The 21,024-nt window shown below is 59.7% G+C and carries 20 protein-coding genes; 5 read left to right on the top strand and 15 right to left on the bottom strand.

Going from position 1 to position 21,024, the window contains the following annotated elements; all coding sequences use genetic code 11:
- Position 1 precedes the first annotated feature (1 nt).
- From AC0IXA_RS24420 to AC0IXA_RS24470, 11 genes are all read right to left on the bottom strand, one after another.
- A complete protein-coding gene (locus AC0IXA_RS24420) occupies positions 2–331 on the bottom strand; it encodes a GlpM family protein (protein ID WP_172834034.1) in 330 nt (109 codons plus the stop codon).
- An 8-nt stretch (positions 332–339) separates the two neighbouring features.
- Entirely contained in the window at positions 340–1,665 is a 1,326-nt protein-coding gene (gene aauR / locus AC0IXA_RS24425) for a two-component response regulator AauR (RefSeq protein WP_016773388.1), read from the bottom strand.
- Positions 1,662–3,563 (bottom strand): two-component sensor histidine kinase AauS, encoded by a 1,902-nt coding sequence (gene aauS, locus AC0IXA_RS24430; RefSeq protein WP_073473185.1) that lies wholly within the window; start codon positions 3,561–3,563, stop codon positions 1,662–1,664. The genes aauR and aauS overlap by 4 nt, the downstream gene beginning before the upstream one ends.
- A gap of 217 nt (positions 3,564–3,780) precedes the next feature.
- Positions 3,781–4,515, bottom strand: coding sequence for an amino acid ABC transporter ATP-binding protein (locus tag AC0IXA_RS24435; RefSeq protein WP_016773390.1), 735 nt, complete (start codon positions 4,513–4,515; stop codon positions 3,781–3,783).
- Positions 4,512–5,183, bottom strand: coding sequence for an amino acid ABC transporter permease (locus tag AC0IXA_RS24440; protein ID WP_016773391.1), 672 nt, complete (start codon positions 5,181–5,183; stop codon positions 4,512–4,514). The genes AC0IXA_RS24435 and AC0IXA_RS24440 overlap by 4 nt, the downstream gene beginning before the upstream one ends.
- Positions 5,183–5,929, bottom strand: coding sequence for an amino acid ABC transporter permease (locus AC0IXA_RS24445; RefSeq protein WP_016773392.1), 747 nt, complete (start codon positions 5,927–5,929; stop codon positions 5,183–5,185). Before AC0IXA_RS24445 ends, AC0IXA_RS24440 begins: the two co-directional genes overlap by 1 nt.
- A gap of 200 nt (positions 5,930–6,129) precedes the next feature.
- On the bottom strand, positions 6,130–7,044 hold the full coding sequence (locus AC0IXA_RS24450) for a glutamate/aspartate ABC transporter substrate-binding protein (RefSeq protein WP_095181779.1): 915 nt from the start codon (positions 7,042–7,044) through the stop codon (positions 6,130–6,132).
- Positions 7,045–7,401: 357 nt separating this feature from the next.
- Positions 7,402–8,937 carry a glycerol-3-phosphate dehydrogenase gene (gene glpD / locus AC0IXA_RS24455; RefSeq protein WP_471814658.1) on the bottom strand — a complete coding sequence of 512 codons (1,536 nt, stop codon included), beginning with the start codon at positions 8,935–8,937 and terminating at the stop codon, positions 7,402–7,404.
- A 291-nt stretch (positions 8,938–9,228) separates the two neighbouring features.
- Entirely contained in the window at positions 9,229–9,984 is a 756-nt protein-coding gene (locus AC0IXA_RS24460; RefSeq protein WP_007953179.1) for a DeoR/GlpR family transcriptional regulator, read from the bottom strand.
- A 95-nt stretch (positions 9,985–10,079) separates the two neighbouring features.
- The gene (glpK, locus tag AC0IXA_RS24465; RefSeq protein WP_471814659.1) at positions 10,080–11,582 is read right to left on the bottom strand and encodes a glycerol kinase GlpK; all 1,503 of its coding nucleotides are present in this window, start codon (positions 11,580–11,582) and stop codon (positions 10,080–10,082) included.
- 77 nt (positions 11,583–11,659) lie between these two features.
- Positions 11,660–12,511, bottom strand: a complete 852-nt coding sequence (locus AC0IXA_RS24470; protein WP_016773396.1) for an MIP/aquaporin family protein — start codon at positions 12,509–12,511, stop codon at positions 11,660–11,662.
- A gap of 350 nt (positions 12,512–12,861) precedes the next feature.
- Between AC0IXA_RS24470 and ybaK the strand changes: the two genes are divergently transcribed.
- Together ybaK and AC0IXA_RS24480 are read left to right on the top strand one after the other, a co-directional pair.
- On the top strand, positions 12,862–13,332 hold the full coding sequence (ybaK, locus tag AC0IXA_RS24475; protein WP_095181783.1) for a Cys-tRNA(Pro) deacylase: 471 nt from the start codon (positions 12,862–12,864) through the stop codon (positions 13,330–13,332).
- Between the two features lie 99 nt (positions 13,333–13,431).
- Entirely contained in the window at positions 13,432–14,214 is a 783-nt protein-coding gene (locus AC0IXA_RS24480) for a PhzF family phenazine biosynthesis protein (RefSeq protein WP_341638887.1), read from the top strand.
- A gap of 120 nt (positions 14,215–14,334) precedes the next feature.
- Here the strand turns inward: AC0IXA_RS24480 and AC0IXA_RS24485 are convergent, their stop codons facing one another.
- Both AC0IXA_RS24485 and argF read right to left on the bottom strand, forming a co-directional pair.
- Complete coding sequence (locus AC0IXA_RS24485; protein WP_471814660.1) at positions 14,335–15,444, bottom strand: ABC transporter ATP-binding protein; 1,110 nt, start codon at positions 15,442–15,444, stop codon at positions 14,335–14,337.
- The gene (gene argF, locus AC0IXA_RS24490) at positions 15,441–16,361 is read right to left on the bottom strand and encodes an ornithine carbamoyltransferase (RefSeq protein WP_471814661.1); all 921 of its coding nucleotides are present in this window, start codon (positions 16,359–16,361) and stop codon (positions 15,441–15,443) included. The genes AC0IXA_RS24485 and argF overlap by 4 nt, the downstream gene beginning before the upstream one ends.
- Positions 16,362–16,765: 404 nt before the next feature.
- Between argF and AC0IXA_RS24495 the strand changes: the two genes are divergently transcribed.
- From AC0IXA_RS24495 to grxD, 3 genes are all read left to right on the top strand, one after another.
- Positions 16,766–17,056, top strand: a complete 291-nt coding sequence (locus tag AC0IXA_RS24495) for a hypothetical protein (RefSeq protein WP_016773401.1) — start codon at positions 16,766–16,768, stop codon at positions 17,054–17,056.
- A 135-nt stretch (positions 17,057–17,191) separates the two neighbouring features.
- Complete coding sequence (locus AC0IXA_RS24500; RefSeq protein ID WP_341638889.1) at positions 17,192–19,297, top strand: molybdopterin oxidoreductase family protein; 2,106 nt, start codon at positions 17,192–17,194, stop codon at positions 19,295–19,297.
- A gap of 97 nt (positions 19,298–19,394) precedes the next feature.
- The gene (grxD, locus tag AC0IXA_RS24505; RefSeq protein ID WP_016773402.1) at positions 19,395–19,736 is read left to right on the top strand and encodes a Grx4 family monothiol glutaredoxin; all 342 of its coding nucleotides are present in this window, start codon (positions 19,395–19,397) and stop codon (positions 19,734–19,736) included.
- 201 nt (positions 19,737–19,937) lie between these two features.
- On the opposite strand, the gene bfr is transcribed toward grxD, so the two are convergent.
- Together bfr and AC0IXA_RS24515 are read right to left on the bottom strand one after the other, a co-directional pair.
- The gene (bfr, locus tag AC0IXA_RS24510; RefSeq protein WP_016773403.1) at positions 19,938–20,411 is read right to left on the bottom strand and encodes a bacterioferritin; all 474 of its coding nucleotides are present in this window, start codon (positions 20,409–20,411) and stop codon (positions 19,938–19,940) included.
- A 200-nt stretch (positions 20,412–20,611) separates the two neighbouring features.
- Positions 20,612–20,830 carry a bacterioferritin-associated ferredoxin gene (locus tag AC0IXA_RS24515; protein WP_003227725.1) on the bottom strand — a complete coding sequence of 73 codons (219 nt, stop codon included), beginning with the start codon at positions 20,828–20,830 and terminating at the stop codon, positions 20,612–20,614.
- Positions 20,831–21,024: the final 194 nt, after the last annotated feature.

The raw sequence follows: 21,024 nt of genomic DNA on the forward strand, positions 1-21,024 counted from the left end.
TTCAGGCATGCAGCCGGACCCACACGCTGACCAGCACCGTCGCCGCTATCAACCAGGCCACCGCCGCCACCGCCAGTGACGCTTCCAGGCGCATGCGGTCGACCATCACGTACAACGTCGCCAGATAGACGAAGTAGGGAATGATCGACCACATCCCAAACACGATCGTGGTCTTCAGGTCGTCGACCGAGCGGCCCTTGCCGACGATGTAGTGCGCAATCAGGGCAAAGGTCGGGAACAGCGGTACCAGCCCAGCGATGTAGTAATTTCTGGTCTTGGACAGTGCCGCGAGGATCAGCACCACTGCGGCGCCGATAGCGGCTTTGAGAATCAGATCCATCAGTGGCTCAGCCCGTACTTTTTGACTTTGTCGAACAGCGTGGTCTTGGCCATGCCCAGTTCCTGGCTGGCCTGGGTCAGGTTGCCGCCGCTGCGTTGCAAGGCGTCGACCAGCAGATTGCGCTCGAACGCTTCCACCGCTTCGGCAAACGCCAGACCCTGGCCGGCGCTGGCCCCGGATTTCTTGAAGGCCGGCAGGCCGAGGGCGAAGCGTTCGGCGACGTTGCGCAGTTCGCGCACGTTGCCCGGCCAGTCGTGGCTCATCAGGTTCGACAGGGTCTGGTTATCCAGCTCCGGCAGCGCGCGGTCGAAGCGCAGCGCCGACTGCTGGGTGAAATGCTCGAACAGTTGCAGGATGTCTTCGCGGCGTTCGCGCAGCGGTGGCAATTCCAGGGTCACGACGTTGAGGCGGTAGTACAAGTCGCTGCGAAACTCGCCGGCCTTGCTCGACTCATCGAGGTCGGACTTGGTCGCTGCGATCACCCGGCAATCCACTGCCACGCTCTGGTTCGAACCGAGGCGTTCGAGGGTGCGTTCCTGCAATACGCGCAGCAGTTTGATCTGCAACGGCAGCGGCATGCTTTCCACTTCGTCGAGGAACAGCGTACCGCCGTCGGCGTGCTCGATCTTGCCGATGCGGCGTTTGCCGGCGCCAGTGAAGGCGTTGGCTTCGTGGCCGAAGATCTCGCTTTCAAAGAGGTTTTCCGGCAGGCCGCCGCAGTTCAGCGCGACGAACTGTTTGCTGTGGCGCCGACTGAAATCGTGCAGGCAACGGGCGACCAGTTCCTTGCCGGTGCCGGTCTCGCCTTCGATCAAGACGTTGGCCGAAGTGTCGGCGACGTTGGCAATCAGTTCGCGCAGGTTCTGCATCGCTGGTGAACGGCCGATGATCCGCCCTTCAAGGGAGTCGCGTTCAGCCAGTTGCCGACGCAACGAGGAAACCTCACGGGCGAGGCTGCGTTGCTCCAGCGCCCGTCGCGCGACGTCTACCAGACGCTCCGGCGAAAACGGTTTTTCCATGAAGTCGTAAGCGCCTTTCTGCATCGCGCCGACGGCCATGGAAATGTCGCCGTGGCCGGTGATCAGCACCACCGGCAGGCTGCGATCACGCTGCTTGAGGCGGGTGAGCAATTCCAGGCCATCGATGCCCGGCAGGCGGATGTCGCTGATGACGATGCCGGCAAAGTTGTCGCCGACCTGCGCCAGTGCTTCTTCGGCACTGCCGACGCCGATGCACGGAATGTCTTCGAGGGTCAGCGCCTGTTGGCAGCCGAGCAGCACATGGGGGTCGTCTTCGACAATCAACACACTGAGTTCGTGGTTCATATTGGCTCGGCAGGAGTAGGGCTTACCAACGGTAAACTGAGGACGAAAGTGGTGCCACCGCCGGCCGGGTGTTCGACACCCAGGTGCCCGCCGGTAGCGGCGGCGAGGCTGGCGGACAGGGTCAGGCCCAGTCCCAGGCCTTGCTCGCCGGGCTTGGTGGTGAAGAACGGTTCGAACAGATGCTTGCGCGCTTCGGCGTCGATGCCGTGGCCATTGTCGCGCACCCGCAAGCGATACTTGCCGTTGAATTCTTCACCCTCCAGCCACAGCTGCGGCTGCGGTTGCGCGTGCATGGCGTCGAGGGCGTTGCCGATCAGGTTGACGAGGATCTGTTCGAGGCGGGTCTGATCGATCAGCAATTGCACATCGGCAAACTGCCGGTGAATCTGCAGCGCGGTGTTTTCCACGCGCGCGCCGAGCACTTGCAAGGCGGCGTCGACGGCTTTGCCGAGACTGGCCTGACCCTTGTTGTCGCCGCGCCGGGCAAACGAACGCAGGCTGGCGGTGATCCGGCCCATGCGGTCGATCAGGTCGTTGATGGTCTTGAGGTTGGTGCTGGCGACGTCGAGCTGGCCGCGCTCGAGAAAGCGCACGGTGTTGCCCGACAGCGTGCGCATCGCCGCCAGCGGCTGGTTCAGTTCATGGGCAATGCTGGTCGACATCTGGCCGATGGCGGCGAGTTTGCCGGCCTGCACCAGTTCATCCTGAGCGCGGCGCAACGTCTCTTCGGCCTGGCGGCGCTCGCGGATCTGACTCTTCAGGCGTTCGTTGCTGGCGCGCAGATCGGCGGTGCGTTCGGTAATCCGACGTTCGAGTTGGCTGTTGGCTTCCTGCAACGCTTCGCGGGCGGCGAGGCGGGTGGCGAGGACTTTGCGCCGCTCGTTCCAGGCAATCAGTAGGAAGGCGAACAGGGCGAACGCTACCGCCACCAGAATGCCTTGGTTGATCGCTTCGCGGCGCAGGTCCTGCAACGGCGTGAGCAGGGTGAAATTCCACGGCGTGTCGCTCAGCAGTCGGGTTTGCGCCAGATAGCTGATGTCGTCTTCGTCGGGCTGCAATTCGCTGTTGGCCGGGAAGGTCAGTTTCTCCACGCCTTCGGCCAGTGTCTCGCGGGCCAGCGGTTGCAGTTCGTTGAGTGGAAACCAGTAGTACTGCAGGCTGCGAGCGAGTTTTTCCTTGACCTCGTCGCTGAGCGGGATCACCGATTTCAGCCGCCTCGCCGGATCGCTGGAGAGAATGATGATGCCGTTCTCATCGCTGACGAACGCCTCCAGACGCGCGCGCTGCCAGCGTTCTTCCATGGCTTCCAGACGCACCTTGACCACCGCGACACCGATGATCTTGCCGTGCTCTTCGAGGCCGTGGGCAAGGTAGTAACCGGGTTCGCCATTGGTGCTGCCGATGCCATAGAAACGCCCGGGCTGGCCGCGCACGGCGTCTTTGAAATAGGCGCGGAAGGACAGGTCCTCACCCAGATAACTGTCGACATCGCGCCAGTTGCTGGTGGCCATGACCCGGCCGGTGGTGTCCATGACGTAGATGGCGCGGCTGCGGCTGCGGCGGTTCAGGCCTTCGAGGTAATCGTTGACCGTCTGCCGGTGCTCCGGGGTCGGGTCGGCCAGCAACTGCGGCACACTGGTTTCGAGTTCCAGCAGACTGGGCAGGTAGGTGTATTTGCTGATCTCGCTTTCGACCGCGCGGGCGTGCAGTTCCAGCTGACGCTGACCGTTCTCGCCGAGGCTGCGGATGCCGAAGTGTTCACTGGTCCAGAAGCCGATAAAACCCAGCCCAACCATCAGGGCGATGATCAGCGGCGGCAGGAACAGATGACGGATCAGACGGGGCTTCACGGCAAGTGATGGCTCTGCAGCGCGATAAAGAGTGGGGTCGCATTTCATCACAGATGCCTTGGGTCAACCACAACACTTGTTGTGCATCACCATTGGTTTGAGGTGAACCCTGTGGCGAGGGGATTTATCCCCGTTGGGCTGCGAAGCGGCCCCGGCATTTCATGATCAAACCGGATTTAACGGTTCGACGACTGCTTCGCAGCCGAACGGGGATAAATCCCCTCGCCACAGAAGCTCGCCACACCACAGGGTTCTGCGTGGTTTTTTAGTGCTGCAGGATTTTCTCGAGGAAGTGCTGCGCGCGTTCGGAGCGGGCGCTGATGTCGCCGAAGAATTCCTCTTTCGGGCAGTCCTCGATGATCTTGCCCTGGTCCATGAAGATCACCCGGTCCGCCACTTTACGGGCGAAGCCCATTTCGTGGGTCACGCACATCATGGTCATGCCTTCGTGCGCCAGTTGCACCATGACGTCGAGCACTTCATTGACCATTTCCGGGTCGAGCGCCGAGGTCGGTTCGTCGAACAGCATGACGATCGGGTCCATCGCCAGCGCACGGGCAATCGCCACACGCTGTTGCTGACCACCGGACAGTTGCCCCGGATGCTTGTGGGCGTGCGCCGACAAACCTACGCGCTCGAGCAGTTGCAGACCTTTTTTGGTCGCCTCTTCCTTGCTGCGGCCGAGCACCTTGATCTGCGCGATGGTCAGGTTTTCGGTGATGGTCAGGTGCGGGAACAGCTCGAAATGCTGGAACACCATGCCCACGCGCGAACGCAGTTTCGGCAGGTTGGTTTTCGGGTCAGCGATCGACGTACCGTCAACCACCACGTCACCTTTCTGGAACGGCTCCAGGGCGTTGACGCACTTGATCAGCGTCGACTTGCCTGAACCCGACGGGCCGCAGACCACGATCACTTCGCCTTTCTTGACCTCGGTGCTGCAATCAGTCAGCACCTGGAAGTCCCCATACCACTTGTTGATGTTTTTGATAGAGATCATACGGCGAACCTTTTTTGCAGACGCTTGACCAACCGCGAGGCGGCGAAGCTGATGATGAAGTACACGAGACCGGCGAAAATCAGGAACTCATTGGAGCGGCCGATGATGTCGCCGCTGGCGCGCGAGGCGTTGAGGAAATCCACCAGGCCCACGGTGTAGACCAGCGAGGTGTCCTGGAACAGGATGATGCTCTGCTGCAGCAGCAGCGGGGTCATCTTGCGGAACGCCTGCGGCAGGATGATCAGGCGCATCATCTGCCCGTAGTTCATGCCCAGCGCTTGCGCGGCACCCATCTGGCCCTTGGAAATCGACTGCACACCGGCACGGACGATTTCGCAGAAGTACGCCGCTTCGAACATCATGAACGCCACGACGCAGGAGGTAAACGCACCGATCGGCGTGTCTTCGCCGGTGATCCAGCGCAGCACGAACGGCACCGCCAGGTAGAACCAGGTGATCACCAGCAGCAGCGGAATCGAGCGGAAATAGTTGACGTAGGCGCCAGCGATGCTCGACAGCAGCTTGTTGTGCGACAAACGGCACAGCGCGAGGATCGTGCCGAGAATCATCCCGCCGATCACGCCCATGGCCATCAGTTTGAGGGTCATCACCATGCCGTTCCACAAACCGGGAATGGCCGGGACGATGCCACTGAAATCGAATTCCATTATTTACCCCCCACGGAGATCAGGCCGGGCACTGCGACTTTCTTCTCGACCAGGCGCATCAGCAGCATCAGGCTCATGTTGAGGGTGAAATAGATCAGCGTTGCCAGGGTGAACGCTTCGAACAGGTTGGCCGAGAACTCGGCGGTCTGTTTGGTCTGCGCCAGCAATTCCATCAAACCGATCAGGGACGCCACGGAGGAGTTCTTGAACACGTTGAGGAATTCCGAGGTGAGCGGCGGAATGATGATCCGGTAGGCCTGGGGCAGCAGCACGTTCCAGTAGATCTGTGGCAGTTTGAAACCCATCGCGCGGGCGGCGGATTCCTGGCCACGAGGCAGCGCCTGGATACCGGTGCGCACTTGCTCGCAGACACGGGCGGCGGTGAACAGACCGAGGCAGACGACAACGCTCAGGTAGGCCGAAGTAGTCGGGTTGAGGTCCTGCTTGTACCACTCCTGCAGATCCGGCGGCAGCAGATCGGGCACCAGGAAGTACCAGATGAACAGCTGCACCAGCAGCGGCACGTTACGGAACAGCTCGACGTAGCAGGTCGCAATGCCCGATACGATGCGGTTCGGCACGGTGCGCATGATGCCCAGCAGCGAGCCGAGCAGCAGGGCGATGATCCACGCCACGATGGCGATGGCAATGGTCCAGCCCAGACCGGAGATGAACCAGTCGAGATATGTCTCGCTGCCCACGCCGGTGGACTTGAAGAACACGCCCCAGTCCCAGTTGTAATTCATTAGGGTCTCCCCTCGATTCGATCGATGTACAAGTGCCCGCCTGGGGAACTCCGTTCCCTCCCCAGTCTTTTTTCAAAGACCGGGCACACGCGATCGGCTCGACAGCCACCGGTTCGAGTGTTTCCAGAAAAATGCCAGCAGGGAGTGACCATCCCCTGAAAAGGCAGGCGCCTCCTCAGGGGATAAGGTTAGTCAGAAAATCAGGACTTCTTGTCGTCAGCCGCTTTGTCGGTCGGATTGGCGATCAGGGTCTTGAGCTCGTCGCTCATCGGGAAGTTCAGGTTCAGGCCTTTTGGCGGAATCGGCTGCATGAACCACTTCTCGTAGATCTTGTTGATTTCGCCCGAAGCGTAGGTGGCCTTGATCGCGTCATCCACAGCCTTTTTGAACGGCTCGTCACCTTTGCGCATCATGCAGCCGTAGATTTCGTACGACTGTGGTGTGCCGGTCACTTCCCAATCGGCGGCTTTCTTGGCCTTGGCGGCTTCGCCGGCCAGCAGCGCGTCATCCATCATGAACGCAACGGCACGGCCCGATTCCAGCATCTGGAAGGATTCGCCGTGATCTTTGGCGGAGATGACGTTCATGCCCATCTGCTTGTCGGCGTTCATCGCCTTGAGAATGCGCTCGGAAGTGGTGCCGGCGGTGGTCACGACGTTCTTGCCTTTCAGATCGTCGAAATCCTTGTACTTGGAATCTTTCTTGGACAGCAGACGGGTACCGATTTCGAAGATGCCGACGGAGAAGTCGACCTGCTGCTGACGCTCGACGTTGTTGGTGGTCGAACCGCACTCGACGTCCACGGTGCCGTTCTGCACCAGCGGGATACGGGTCTGCGAGGTGACGAGGTTGTATTTGACTTGCAGGTTCGGCAGGTCGAGGTCTTTCTTGATCGCTTCGACGATCTTCAGCTGGATATCGTGCGAGTAGCCAACCGGCTTGCCGGACGCATCAGCGATGTAGGAGAACGGAATGGAGGCGTCACGGTGGCCCAGGGTGATGACACCGGACTCTTTGATCTTCTTCAGGGTGCCGGTGAGTTCGGCGGCGAAAACTGGCGTGCTGATCAGAGCGGCAGCAATGGCTGCGCCCAGGATATGGGGAACGATGCGCATCAAATTTTCCTCGACATTGTTTTTTTTATGGAGCCAGTTTGTCGGCCCTTTTTGTGCTTCGAATGCCTGACGGCTCCTGAAGGTGTTGGCACAGCAGGCATTCGTCGAGAGAGTGTAGAGCATGAGTCGTGCCAGAGCAGTCGAAGTCAGTTAAGCGATTGTTTTATAACGTTATTAAAGTTTTATGGCGGTAATTTGTTGAAGATGAGATCCGGTTAACCGAATCGACTGTGGAGTCGCGTTCGGAAAACCGAATGAATCCTTGCGGGCTCACTCTCACAAGGAACAGGCGAATGCCGCAGGTACGAAAAAGCCCCTGAATCTCTCGATTCAGGGGCTTTCGTTTGAACGGTGAGATCAAGCCGCCTCGATCTTCCGGTTCTGCTCAACCTTGCCCAGATACGTCGACAGCTTCTGCTGTTCCTCCGCTGTGGTGAACAAGCCTAGCTTGGTGCGGCGCCACAGGATGTCGTGCGCCGTAGTGGCCCACTCTTCGCTGCACAGGTAATCGACTTCGCGGGTGTAGAGCCCGCCGCCGATGTGCTCACCCATGTCGGCCAGGCTTTCCACGCCTTCGAGCATGCGCCAGGTGCGGCTGCCGTAGGTGACGGCCCAGCGTCGGGCGATTTCAGTCGGGACGAAATCGAACTTGTCACGAATTCGCGCGCTCAGCGCCTCTGGCGTGGTCATGTCTTCGCCGCCGGGCAGGGTGGCGGTGGCAGTCCAGCTCGGGCGCATTTGGGTGAAGAACGGCATCAGTTGCGCCATCGCCGATTCGGCGAGTTTGCGGTAAGTGGTCAGCTTGCCACCGAACACCGACAGCAACGGCGCTTCCTCAGCACTGCCCGACAGCGCCAGGGTGTAATCGCGAGTCACTGCCGACGGGTTGTCGGATTCGTCGTTGCACAGCGGGCGAACGCCCGAGTAGCTGTGCACGATGTCTTCACGGCTCAGCTGCTTCTTGAAGTGAGCGTTGACAACCTTCAGCACGTAATCGGTTTCGCCTTCGGTGATCGCCACTTTCGCCGGGTCGCCGGTGTACTCGCGGTCGGTGGTGCCGATCAGGGTGAAATGGTTCAGGTACGGAATGGTGAAAACGATGCGTTGATCTTCGTTTTGCAGAATGTGCGCGTGCTCGCCTTCATACAGTTTCGGCACGATGATGTGGCTGCCCTGAATCAGACGGATGCCATACGGCGATTCCATCTTCAGGTCGTCACGGATGAACTTGGCCACCCATGGGCCAGCGGCGTTGACCAGAGCCTTGGCTGTGATCGAAAACAAACTGCCGTCGGCGCGCTCCAGATGCAGATGCCACAAACCTTTGCTGCGGCGGGCACTGACACAGCGGGTCTGGGTATGCACGTGCGCACCTTTTTCGCGGGCGGCCATGGCGTTCAAGACCACGAGGCGGGCGTCATCGACCCAGCAGTCGGAGTATTCGAAGCCTTTCTTGATTTCGCTTTTCAGCGCGCTGTCGGCGCCGAACTTCAGGCTTTTCGAACCCGGCAATTTTTCGCGCTTGCCGAGGTTGTCGTAAAGGAACAGGCCGGCACGAATCATCCACGCTGGACGCAGGTGCGGGCGGTGTGGCAGGACGAAACGCATCGGTTTGACGATGTGCGGCGCTTTCGCCAGCAGCACTTCGCGCTCAGCCAGTGCTTCACGCACCAGACGGAATTCGTAATGCTCCAGATAGCGCAGGCCACCGTGGATCAGCTTGCTGCTGGCCGACGAGGTGTGGCTGGCCAGGTCGTCTTTTTCGCAAAGGAACACCGAAAGACCGCGACCGGCGGCATCCGCTGCGATCCCTACGCCGTTGATCCCGCCGCCAATCACGGCAACGTCATAGATCTCGGAGAGAGGGGGCGTACGCAAGGTAGAGGTGGACATCGGCTGGCCTCGGTTCTTTTGGTTTTATGTCTTGGAAATCGAACATTAATGTTCATTTGCGAAAATGGTAGCCGATAAACACGCGCGCAGCCAGTCGCGTTCGATTGAAAAAACTCATCGAAGGGCGATTAAAAGAAAATTTTCGAACATGAACGCGCGCGAGAGCGCAGAAGTGTGTTGTGTAATCGATTGTTTTCGCGAGCAGGCTCGCTCCCACATTTTGCAATGCATTCCAAGTGTGGGAGCGAGCCTGCTCGCGAAGGCGTCGGTTCGGTTAGCGAGGCAGAGGGATCAGACGACTTCCAGACGAATCTTGTGCTGACTCAACAACTGCGCCAGCGCCGGTACCGGCTGCTGATCGGTGACCAGGCAATCGATCAGGCTGATCGGCCCCAGTCGAATCATCGCGTTACGCCCGAACTTGCTCGAGTCCGCCGCCAGGATCACCTGCCGCGCATTGGCGATGATCGCTTGAGAAACCCGGACTTCCTGATAATCGAAGTCGAGCAGGCTGCCGTCCTCATCGATCCCGCTGATCCCGACCAGTGCGAAATCGACCTTGAACTGATTGATGAAATCCACACTCGCCTGACCGACCACACCGCCGTCACGCCGCACGTTACCGCCAGTCAGCAGCACATCGAAATCATCCTTGGCGCTGAGCATCGAGGCGACGTGCAGGTTGTTGGTGATGATTTTCAGGTGGCTGTGATTGAGCAGGGCGCGGGCGATCGATTCGGTGGTGGTACCGATATTGATGAACAGCGAGGCGTGATCGGGGATTTGTGCGGCGATGGCTTCGCCGATGCGTTGTTTTTCGTCGCGCATCTGATCGGCGCGCATCGCATACGCGGTGTTTTCGACACTGGAATCGTACGCGGCGCCACCGTGGTAGCGACGCAGCAGGTTGGCTTCCGCGAGCTGATTGATGTCGCGGCGGATGGTTTGCGGGGTGACAACGAACAGCGTGGCCATTTCCTCGATGCTCACATAGCCGCGTTCGCGGACCAGCTCGAGGATTTGCTGCTGACGGGGAGGCAGATTCATGGGGCTTCCTTTGGGCTGCCGTGCAAAATTTGCCCATGATGCCGCAGGAATCCGCTCCCGACCAGTTAGATACCTATGTGTAACTCAAGGCTGGCTTATTCAGCGTCCTCACGCGCCCAGTCACGGGTGCGGCTGACGGCTTTTTTCCAGCCTTTGTAGAGTTTCTCTTTCTCGACTTCGTCCAGGCTCGGTTCGAACTCGCGCTCGATCACTGCTTTGCCGCGCAGTTCTTCCAGGCTGCCCCAGAAGCCGCAGGCCAGGCCGGCCAGATAAGCCGCGCCGAGTGCGGTGGTTTCGCGCATTTGCGGGCGTTCGACCTGGGTGCCGAGGATGTCGGCCTGGAACTGCATGAGGAAGTTGTTCGCCACCGCGCCGCCGTCCACGCGCAGGGCTTTCAGGCGTTCGCCGGAATCCTGTTGCATGGCGTCGAGTACGTCGCGGGTCTGGTAGGCGATCGATTCCAGCGCGGCGCGGATGATGTGATCCACGCGTACGCCGCGCGTCAGGCCGAACAGCGCGCCACGGGCATACGGGTCCCAGTACGGTGCGCCGAGACCGGTGAACGCCGGCACCAGATACACGCCGTTGCTGTCCTTGACCTTGTTGGCAAAGTATTCGGTGTCGTGGGCGTCGTTGACGATTTTCAGTTCATCGCGCAGCCATTGCACGGTCGAACCGCCGTTGAACACGGCGCCTTCCAGAGCATAAGCCACTTCGCCGCGCGGGCCGCAAGCGATGGTGGTGAGCATGCCGTGCTGGGATTTCACCGCTTTGTCGCCGGTGTTCATCAGCAGGAAGCAACCGGTACCGTAAGTGTTTTTCGCTTGGCCCGGCTCGACACACATCTGGCCGAACAGTGCTGCCTGCTGGTCGCCGGCGATACCGCCGATGGCGATGCCGCTCTTGGTGCGACCGTAGATTTCCGAGGAGGCTTTGACTTCCGGGAGCATCTCGCGCGGGATGTCGAGGATCTCCAGCATCTTCGAATCCCACTCCAGCGAGTGAATGTTGAAGAGCATGGTGCGCGAGGCGTTGGTGTAGTCGGTGACGTGCACCTTGCCGCCGGTGAATTTCCAGATCAGCCAGCTATCGACGGTGCCGAACAGCAGTTCGCCGTTGCGCGCACGCTCGCGGCTGCCTTCGACGTTGTCGAGGATCCACTTCAGTTTGGTGCCGGAAAAATACGGGTCGGTGACCAGACCGGTGGTGTCGCGGATGTAGTCTTCGTGACCATCGCGCTTGAGCTGCTGGCAGATCTCGGTGCTGCGGCGGCACTGCCAGACGATCGCGTTATAGACCGGACGGCCGGTGGTCTTGTCCCAGACCACAGTGGTTTCACGCTGGTTGGTGATACCGATCGCGGCGACCTGGTCATGATGCAGGCCGGCCTGGGCCAGCGCTTCAACCATCACCGCGCTCTGGGTGGCGAAAATTTCCATCGGGTCGTGCTCGACCCAACCGGCCTGCGGATAGTGCTGAACGAATTCGCGCTGCGCGGTGCAGACCACGTTCGCGTCGCGGTCGAAAATGATCGCGCGCGAGCTGGTCGTACCCTGATCAAGGGCAATGATGTAGTTCTTGTTCTGAGTGTCGGTCATGTCGATTGCCTTGGACGAAAAAAACGAGAGTGGGCCGTGGCGCCGGCTCGGATGGGCAGGAGCCGGCGCCGACTGTTTCAAGAAGTTCTTGGTTTGCCGTCAATGGCCGGTTCTGCATCCTTTGTAGCAGGTGTGGCGCCGGTCAGGTGACGGGCAATCAGCCCGCGATACCCGGCAGCGCCGAGGCAGGCACCGACAATCGGTGCAAAAATCGGAATCAGGAAGTACGGAATATCGCGACCACCGGTGAAGGAAATTTCACCCCAACCGGTAAAGAAAGTCATCAGTTTCGGACCGAAGTCACGCGCAGGGTTCATCGCGAAACCGGTCAGCGGGCCCATCGCACTGCCGATCACGGCGATCAGCAAACCGATCAGCAGCGGCGCCATCGGGCCGCGTGGCAGGCCGTTGTTGTCATCGGTCAGGGCCATGATCACGCCCATCAGGATCGCGGTGATGATCATCTCGACCAGAAACGCCTGGGCCGTCGACAGCACCGGGTTCGGGTAGGTCGAGAACACCGACGCCAATTCAAGGCTGGCGGCCGAGCCACGAACCATCTGGTGGGTTTGTTCGTAATCGAAGAACAGATTGCTGTAGAGCGTGTAGACCAGCAACGCGCCGCAGAAGGCGCCGGCAATTTGCGAAAGGATGTAGAACGGCAGTTTGCGCTTTTCGAAGTCAGCGAAGATTGCCAGAGCGATGCTCACGGCCGGGTTCAGGTGCGCGCCGGAAACCCCGGCGGTGAGGTAGATCGCCATGCTCACGCCGACGCCCCAGATGATGCTGATTTCCCACAGGCCGAAGCTGGCGCCCGCGACTTTGAGCGCGGCGACACAACCGGTGCCGAAGAAGATCAGAAGGGCGGTGCCCAGAAATTCGGCCATGCATTGGCCGGAAAGCGATGGTTGCGGTAAAGCAGCTGTCATTGAAAACCTCGGTTCTTTTTCTTGTGTAGCGCCTTGCCAACGGAGCAGGGCGCGATCTTCACCGGGTCGGAATCCCCATTCGGTTCCCGGGTTACTGCTGGGTACTGCGCGGAACATGATTCTTACATTATTCAGATTCGAAAAAATATAGACAAGAAACAAACCTGTCAAAGGTCGAAAGTGAACCGTCGGTCACAATAAAACTATTCGCCGTATGAATGATCAGCGCCGCGATCAGCTTGAATGCAGCGCGAAGCCACGGGATTCGCGGCCTGGAATAGAGCCTTTTGCCCAACGATGACCTAGAATCCGCCGCAGGTTTTTCTAAGACTGCCGAACCCGGAGCTGCCATGACCCCAGCGTTGGACTTGTTGAAAAAAGTTCGTGCCGAACATCGCGTGCACAGTTACGAACATGATCCGAAGGCCGCGTCCTACGGGCTGGAGGCAGCAGAGAAGCTCGGGCTCGCACCGGCGCAAGTGTTCAAAACCTTGCTGGCCGCCAGTGAAAAAGGCGAACTGCTGGTGGCTGTGGTGCCGGTCGTCGGAACGCTCGATCTCAAGGGGCTGGCCCATGCCGCTGGAGTGAAGAAAGCTGAAATGGCTGATCCCGCTGCCGCGCAACGCTCCACCGGCTACCTGTTGGGCGGCATCAGCCCGCTCGGGCAGAAGAAGCGCCTGCGCACCTTCATCGACAATTCCGCTCAGGGGTTCGCAACTATCTATGTGAGTGCCGGGCGGCGAGGACTTGAAGTGGAACTGGCGCCAGCAGTATTGGCTGAGCACACCCAGGCGCAGTTCGCCGATATCGGCCGCGCGTAATAGTCGCGCCGGCTGTATGAAGAAAAAATTGCGCTTCTGTCACTGGCACTGATCCGGGCCGCCGTTGCATGCTCGGTCGACCAATTCAGGGAGAAAATCATGCAGCTTGCGTTTCATCAGGTCGACGCGTTCAGTGATCGGCCGTTCAGTGGCAACCCGGCGATGGTCTATCGGCTCGACAGCTGGCTGGCCGATGACTTGATGCAGAAGATCGCCGCCGAACACAACCTGGCGGAGACTGCGTTTCTGGTGCGCGAAGGTCAGGCCTGGCATATCCGCTGGTTCACCCCGAGCACCGAAGTGCCGCTGTGCGGGCATGCGACGTTGGCCAGCGCGTTTGTACTGTTCGAAATCTATAAGGAAAGCGCCGAGCGCATCGACTTCACCTGCAAGTCAGGTCCTTTGAGTGTCAGCCGTGAAGGCGACCGCTTGTGGCTGGATTTCCCGACCATCGTGCCGTCGGAAATCGGCGTGACGCTGGATGTCGAGCGGGCGCTCGGCGTTGAGGCTGTCGACGTTCTCGGCTCCAACGAACTTTTCGTCGTGCTGGATTCGGAACAGGCGGTGCTCGACTGTAAACCGGACATGGCGGCGCTGGCGAAACTGCCATGGCTGGGGGCGATTGTCACTGCGCGTGGCAACCAGCATGACTTCGTCTCGCGCTATTTCGCCCCGGCCATCGGTATCAATGAAGACCCGGTGACCGGCTCGACCCATTGCAGCCTGATTCCTTACTGGGCCAAACGTCTGGGCAAATCTAACCTGACCGCGTGCCAGCGCTCGGCGCGGGGCGGGGAGTTGTTCTGTCGGTTGGAGGGGGAACGGGTGAAGATTGGTGGCAATGCGACGCTGGTGGCCAGCGGTACCCTGTTTTTAGGCTGAGGCAATACCAACTGTGGGAGCGAGCCTGCTCGCGAAAGCGCTCTTTCAGTCAACATCTTCGGCGACTGAAACACCGCATTCGCGAGCAGGCTCGCTCCCACAATTTTTATCCAGTGCGGATCAAAGGCTGGTGCTGAATCGACGGACGCCGTTTTCCACCGCCGGAATCTGTGCCGCAGTGCTCCCCGAAGCCTGGAACAGCACCAGGTGATCCGCCGCTACGCGAATCCCGACCTGCGCGCCAACCAGATGATCGGCATGGCTGGGGAAGATCGATTCCAGTTGTGCACCGGTCGGCAGTTGCAGGCGATACAAGGTCGCCGCGCCGAGGAATGTCTTGCCGACAATCTGCGCCTTCAGTGAGCTATCCGGCGCATAAACAATGTCATCCGGACGCAACAGCACATCCACCGCACCGCCAATCGGCCAGGTGTAGGCGCGATTGCCGCGCAGTCCACCCAGTTCGGTCTGCACCGATTCCGGGGTGACGAGCTGACCGCGAATGAAATAACCCTGCCCGATGAAACTGGCGACATAAGGCGTCGCCGGTTCGTGGTAGAGGTTGTAGGGCGTGTCCCACTGTTCCAGCCGACCTTCCTTGAACACGCCAACGTGATCGCTGACGGCGAAGGCTTCTTCCTGATCGTGGGTGACCAGAATCGCACTGGTGCCACGGGCCTTGAGGATGTCGCGCACCTCATGGCTGAGCTTGCGGCGCAACTCGCCATCGAGGTTGGAAAACGGCTCGTCGAGCAACAGCAGTTGCGGCTCCGGCGCCAGGGCGCGGGCGAGGGCGACGCGCTGTTGCTGGCCACCGGACAACTCATGAGGGAAGCGCTTGCCGAGGTTTTTCAGATTGACCAATTCCAGCAATTCTTCGACCACGCGCGCCTTGTTCGGGTGCTTGCGAATGCCGAAAGCGATGTTGTCGGCCACGCTCAGGTGCGGGAACAGTGCGTAGTCCTGGAACACCATGCCGATCCGGCGTTTCTCTGGCGCCAGGGTGAAACCGGCGCTGGAAAGGGTTTCGCCACCGAGGGTGATTTCGCCTTCGTGCACCGGTTCGAAACCGGCGATCGCGCGCAGGGTGGTGGTCTTGCCGCAGCCGGACGAGCCGAGCAGGCAGCCGATGTCGCCGGCGTTGAGGTGCAGATTGAGGTTCTGCACCACGCGTTGATCTTGATAGCCGCAAGCGAGGTTGCGCAGGTTCAGCAGTAATTCATGGCTCATGCGTGGTGATATGCCGGTTCGACGAGGAACTCGAGCAGGGCCTTCTGTGCGTGGAGACGGTTTTCTGCCTGATCCCAGGCCACGGAGCGCGGGTCATCGAGCAGGTCGAGACTGATTTCTTCGCCACGGTGCGCCGGCAGGCAGTGCATGAACAGCACGTCCTCGGCAGCGAGGTCGAGCAGGGCACGGTTGACCTGGAACGGCGCGAACAGCTTGAGGCGCTTGGCAGTTTCCTCTTCCTGGCCCATCGAAGTCCAGACATCGGTGCTGACCAGATGCGCGCCACGCACGGCGTCTCGCGGATCGCGGAGGATGGTCACGCGATCGCCAGCCTGGGCGACGAAGTCCGGGTTCGGCTCGTAACCTTCCGGGCAGGCAACGCGCAACTGGAAGTCGAACTGGATCGCCGCTTCTATATAGCTGTTGCACATGTTGTTGCCGTCACCGATCCAGGCCACGGTCTTGCCCTGGATCGAGCCACGGTGTTCGAGGAAGGTCTGCATGTCGGCGAGCAATTGGCAAGGGTGCAGATCATCGGACAGGCCGTTGATTACCGGCACCCGCGAGTTGGCGGCGAATTCGGTGAGGGTGCTGTGGGCGAAGGTGCGGATCATCACCGCATCGAGCATGCTCGACATGACGATGGCGCAATCGCTGATGGGCTCGCCACGGCCCAGTTGGGTATCGCGCGGGGACAGGAAGATTGCCTGGCCGCCGAGCTGGATCATGCCGGCCTCGAAGGAGATCCGGGTACGGGTCGAGGATTTTTCGAAGATCATCCCCAGCACGCGGTTTTTCAGAGGCTCGAACAGTACGCCGCGGTTACGCAGGTCCTTGAGCTCAACGCCTCGACGGATCACGCCGACCAGCTCTTCGGGCGTGCAATCCATCAGGGAGAGAAAGTGCCTTGCGCTCATCATTGACTACCTTTTTGCTACAGACCGCAGATGCTCAAAGCCTTGTTTAACGGAACAACGGGCGAGACCTGCGGCGTAAGCCGCACGGGGCGACGAAATAGGGGAAGGCGCGATATTGACACTAAATGTCGCGTTTTTCCAATAGGGTACTTTTTCAGCGGGATTCGGAGCGCGGACCGAGCATTTCGATCACGCATGTTGAAGCCGGATTTAGTATAGCGGTGAGCCTCTTTGTACACTGGCCCCGCCGCGCTTGGCAATGCGCCGCGACGGCAACGCAGCTGTCCTGGTCGGTTTGCGAGTCTGTGCCACGGATTCGCTTGGTCGGATGTTCAGACTGAAACATTTGCTAAAGCAAAGTGCTGGGTTATAAATAAGTTTCGAGCGACGCAGGAAGCCTCCGCATGGAATCGAAAGAACAACTGTTAATGGAACTGCTGGGCCACACGGCTCGCTCCCTGACCCATCTCACCGCGTCAGTTACCTCGATGTCTTTCGAGTTGCTGCGCAGTGACGATGAAGTGGTCAAATCCGCCGGTCGACACATGATCGATCGCATGGCCACCATCAGCGCCGGGCTTGATGAGCACTGGCGTTTGATCGGCGAGCTCACCGGCGTGCACGTCGCCCACGAGCAGATCGAAACCATCCAGGAAATCCAGCTGGCTGCACCGCCGCAGTTGCCGCCGAACTGACGGCGGCGATTTATCGGCTGTCCTGATAACCGTCGATTCACAAGACGAACGTCGCTGGCGCCGTCTCTGCGCACGGGCCATAGTTTTGTTCCCGCGGGCGTGATTGCCTGCTCCCGAACAAGACAGAGACTGGCCATGACCAAGACTCTTCACCACCGTGCATGCCACCTGTGCGAAGCCATTTGCGGCCTGACCATCGAAACCACGGAAACCGATGGCAACGTCGCGATCACCTCGATCAAGGGTGATGCCCTCGACACCTTCAGCCGCGGCCATATCTGCCCGAAAGCCGTGGCCCTGCAAGATATTCAGAACGATCCCGATCGCCTGCGTCAGCCGATGCGCCGCGTCGGCAGCGAATGGCTGCCGATCGAATGGGACGAGGCGTTTGCGCTGGTGTCCGAGAAACTCGCGGCGATTCAGGAACGTCACGGGCAGAACGCCGTTGCGGTGTATCAGGGCAATCCGAGCGTGCACAACTACGGCCTGATGACCCACAGCAATTACTTCTTGGGGTTGCTGAAAACCCGCAATCGCTACTCGGCAACGTCGGTCGATCAACTGCCGCACCACCTCAGCAGTTACCTGATGTACGGCCACGGTTTGCTGTTACCGATTCCCGATATCGATCACACCGACTTCATGCTGATCCTCGGCGGCAATCCGCTGGCGTCCAACGGCAGCATCATGACCGTGCCGGACGTCGAGAAGCGCCTGAAGGCGATTCAGGCGCGCGGCGGCAAAGTGGTGGTGGTCGATCCGCGCCGCAGCGAAACCGCAGCGATGGCTGATCAGCACGTGTTCGTCCGCCCGGGCGGCGATGCGGCGTTGTTGTTCGGCATGCTCAATACGTTGTTCAGCGAAGGCCTGACCCGCGACAGTCATTTGCCGGTCGATGGCCTCGACGAGGTGCGCAACGCCGTGGCTGCGTTTAGCGCCGAAGCGATGAGCCCGCTCTGCGCAGTGCCGGCCGAGCAGATTCGCCAACTGGCGCGCGACTTCGCTGCCGCACCGAGTGCGGTCTGCTACGGGCGCATGGGCGTCTCGACGCAGGCGTTCGGCACCCTCTGTCACTGGGTGGTGCAGTTGATCAATCTGGTCACCGGCAATCTCGACCGCGTTGGCGGTGCACTGTGCACCGAACCCGCTGTGGATCTGGTGGCGTCGACCTCGGGCGGGCATTTCAACAAATGGCAGAGCCGGGTTTCCGGGCGTCCTGAATACGGCGGCGAGTTGCCGGTCTCGGCGCTGGCCGAAGAAATGCTCACCGACGGCGAGGGGCAGATCCGCGCGCTGATCACCGTCGCCGGCAACCCGGTGTTGTCGACACCCAACGGCCGGCAACTGGAGCAGGCGCTGGACGGCCTCGACTTCATGCTCAGCATCGACCTATACATCAACGAAACCACGCGCTATGCCGATCTGATCCTGCCGTCGACCTCGGCGCTGGAAAACGATCACTACGACACCACGTTCAATCTGTTCGCGGTGCGTAACGTCACCCGCTTCAATCGCGCCATCCTCGCCAAGCCCGAGGGTGCACTGCACGACTGGGAGATCTTCGTCGGGCTGGCCAAGGCCTTCGCTGAAAAAACCGCCAAGGAGCTGAAACCGACCATGCCGCCGGCGAACATGATCGACATGGGCCTGCGCATGGGCCGCTATGGCGATGCATCCGAACACAAGCTGTCGCTGGCGATGCTGTTCGATCATCCGCACGGCATTGATCTGGGGGCGCTGAAGCCGAATCTGGCGTCACGTCTGAAAACGCCGAGTCAGCGTATCCAGGCCGCACCGCCGGAAATTCTCGCCGACCTCGCACGCTTTGCCGCGTTGCAGGCGCCGGCAGCCGATGAATTGTTGATGATCGGTCGCCGCCATGTACGCAGCAATAATTCGTGGATGCACAATTTTCATCGGCTGGTGAAGGGCAAGCCACGGCATCAGTTGCTGATGCACCCGGATGACCTGGCCAGCCGTGGTCTGGCCGATGGGCAGCGGGTTCGGGTGAGTTCGCGGGTCGGGCAGATCGAGGTGGAAGTGCTCGCCAGTCTCGACATGATGAAAGGCGTGGTCAGCCTGCCCCACGGTTGGGGCCATGCGCGCCCGGGTGTGCAGATGGCAATCGCCAGTGGCCAGCCGGGGTCGAGCGCCAACGACCTGACCGACGAGTGCCAGCTCGACGAACTGTCGGGCAACGCGGCGTTGAACGGTGTGCCGGTGACCGTGGCGGCGGCTTGAGCGGGTCTGTCGGGGAGACCGAGCATGGCGCTCGGGATTCCGTTACAATGCGCCACCGTGCCGACCTCTGAGTCGGAAAGTTCAGCCGAGGTGCTCCATGGATATCATCGAAACGATTAAAGAGCAGATTGCCAACAACACCATTCTGCTTTACATGAAAGGCTCGCCGAATGCCCCGCAGTGCGGCTTCTCCGCAAAAGCTGCGCAAGCCGTGATGGCCTGTGGTGAAAAGTTCGCGTACGTGGACATCCTGCAGAACCCGGAAATCCGCGCCAACCTGCCGAAATACGCCAACTGGCCGACTTTCCCGCAACTGTGGGTCGGCGGTGAGCTGGTCGGCGGCAGCGACATCATGACCGAGATGGCTGCAGACGGTTCGCTGCAAAGCACCATCAAGGCGGCTGTGGAAGCGGCAGCGGCGAACAAGTCCGAAGCCTGATTCTACTTTCATATAGTTTCGCTCGACGACGCGTCTCCTGTAGGGGCTGTCGAGTGAAACGAGGCTGCGATCTTTTGATCTTCGGCCAACAAAAAGCCCCGCACCTCGAAAGAGGGCGGGGCTTTTTGTTGGTTATACGAGTTGACTGAGTATCAAGGCTGAAATCGATAAAGATCGCAGCCTCGTTTCACTCGACAGCTCCTACTCTTCGCCCATCTGCGACTGCAGATAGTTTTCCAGGCCGATCTTGTCGATCAGGCCGAGCTGGGTTTCCAGCCAGTCGATGTGTTCTTCTTCCGACTCGAGAATGTCTTCGAGCAGTTCACGGCTGCCGAAGTCGCCAACGGTTTCGCAATGGGCGATGGCGGCTTTCAGGTCGGCATGGCCGGTCTTCTCGATGCGCAGGTCGCATTCGAGCATTTCGCGGGTGTGCTCGCCGATGTGCAGCTTGCCCAGGTCCTGAACGTTCGGCAGGCCTTCAAGGAACAGAATGCGCTTGATCAGCTTGTCCGCGTGTTTCATCTCGTCGATGGATTCGTGGTATTCGTGCTTGCCGAGCTTGTTCAGACCCCAATCTTCATACATGCGTGCATGCAGGAAGTACTGATTGATCGCGACCAGCTCATTGGCAAGGATCTTGTTGAGATGCTGGATGACTGTGATGTCGCCTTTCATGATCGGAGTCCTGCCCTGTATTAACCGTATATAAGGCGGAGTTTGAGCTTGGCAGTTATAAGTGTCAAACCTAAGTTATTGAATAATAAATGAAAATTAATCGGAATAAGAATGTTTGTGTTCCGCGTCTGGACGCTAAGCAATTGATTTTCAGGCATAAAAAAACCGGACATCTAGTCCGGTTCTTTGAAATGGGGCATTTACGCAGCAGTAAATTCTACCGGGTAAGGGATCGCGGCCTGGGCGGTTTGCAGCTTGGTCAGGGTTTCGCGCACCACTTCCTTGGCAAGGCAGGCACATTTGCCACACTGGCTGGCGACGCCGGTGGCCTGGCGAACTTCTTTGTAGCTGCAGCAACCTTCATAGATCGCTTCGCGGATCTGTCCGTCGGTGACGCCAGTGCAGAGGCAAACATACATAAGTAAGAACCGTCGCTGGTTGTGACTCAATTGCGATGGATCTTAATGTTAACGAGAATGATTGTCAAAGTGCTTTCGGAACGCTTCGCAGCCAATTTCCCAGCGACTGACGAACGGTATTTTCCAAATGCGCGTCTGACCCCATGAATACGCAGTGGACAACCGAACAGGGAAAATCCGTTACGGACAGGCCA

It is taken from the genome of Pseudomonas sp. AC083, assembly GCF_979253165.1.

What these genes read in the sequence shown, in the direction of transcription:
- aauR (WP_016773388.1), bottom strand. Translation starts at nt 1,665, where the DNA reads ATGAACCACGAACTCAGTGTGTTGATTGTCGAAGACGACCCCCATGTG.
- aauS (WP_073473185.1), bottom strand. Translation starts at nt 3,563, where the DNA reads ATGAAATGCGACCCCACTCTTTATCGCGCTGCAGAGCCATCACTTGCC.
- AC0IXA_RS24435 (WP_016773390.1), bottom strand. Translation starts at nt 4,515, where the DNA reads ATGATCTCTATCAAAAACATCAACAAGTGGTATGGGGACTTCCAGGTG.
- AC0IXA_RS24440 (WP_016773391.1), bottom strand. Translation starts at nt 5,183, where the DNA reads ATGGAATTCGATTTCAGTGGCATCGTCCCGGCCATTCCCGGTTTGTGG.
- AC0IXA_RS24445 (WP_016773392.1), bottom strand. Translation starts at nt 5,929, where the DNA reads ATGAATTACAACTGGGACTGGGGCGTGTTCTTCAAGTCCACCGGCGTG.
- AC0IXA_RS24450 (WP_095181779.1), bottom strand. Translation starts at nt 7,044, where the DNA reads ATGCGCATCGTTCCCCATATCCTGGGCGCAGCCATTGCTGCCGCTCTG.
- glpD (WP_471814658.1), bottom strand. Translation starts at nt 8,937, where the DNA reads ATGTCCACCTCTACCTTGCGTACGCCCCCTCTCTCCGAGATCTATGAC.
- AC0IXA_RS24460 (WP_007953179.1), bottom strand. Translation starts at nt 9,984, where the DNA reads ATGAATCTGCCTCCCCGTCAGCAGCAAATCCTCGAGCTGGTCCGCGAA.
- glpK (WP_471814659.1), bottom strand. Translation starts at nt 11,582, where the DNA reads ATGACCGACACTCAGAACAAGAACTACATCATTGCCCTTGATCAGGGT.
- AC0IXA_RS24470 (WP_016773396.1), bottom strand. Translation starts at nt 12,511, where the DNA reads ATGACAGCTGCTTTACCGCAACCATCGCTTTCCGGCCAATGCATGGCC.
- ybaK (WP_095181783.1), top strand. Translation starts at nt 12,862, where the DNA reads ATGACCCCAGCGTTGGACTTGTTGAAAAAAGTTCGTGCCGAACATCGC.
- AC0IXA_RS24480 (WP_341638887.1), top strand. Translation starts at nt 13,432, where the DNA reads ATGCAGCTTGCGTTTCATCAGGTCGACGCGTTCAGTGATCGGCCGTTC.
- AC0IXA_RS24485 (WP_471814660.1), bottom strand. Translation starts at nt 15,444, where the DNA reads ATGAGCCATGAATTACTGCTGAACCTGCGCAACCTCGCTTGCGGCTAT.
- argF (WP_471814661.1), bottom strand. Translation starts at nt 16,361, where the DNA reads ATGAGCGCAAGGCACTTTCTCTCCCTGATGGATTGCACGCCCGAAGAG.
- AC0IXA_RS24495 (WP_016773401.1), top strand. Translation starts at nt 16,766, where the DNA reads ATGGAATCGAAAGAACAACTGTTAATGGAACTGCTGGGCCACACGGCT.
- AC0IXA_RS24500 (WP_341638889.1), top strand. Translation starts at nt 17,192, where the DNA reads ATGACCAAGACTCTTCACCACCGTGCATGCCACCTGTGCGAAGCCATT.
- grxD (WP_016773402.1), top strand. Translation starts at nt 19,395, where the DNA reads ATGGATATCATCGAAACGATTAAAGAGCAGATTGCCAACAACACCATT.
- bfr (WP_016773403.1), bottom strand. Translation starts at nt 20,411, where the DNA reads ATGAAAGGCGACATCACAGTCATCCAGCATCTCAACAAGATCCTTGCC.
- AC0IXA_RS24515 (WP_003227725.1), bottom strand. Translation starts at nt 20,830, where the DNA reads ATGTATGTTTGCCTCTGCACTGGCGTCACCGACGGACAGATCCGCGAA.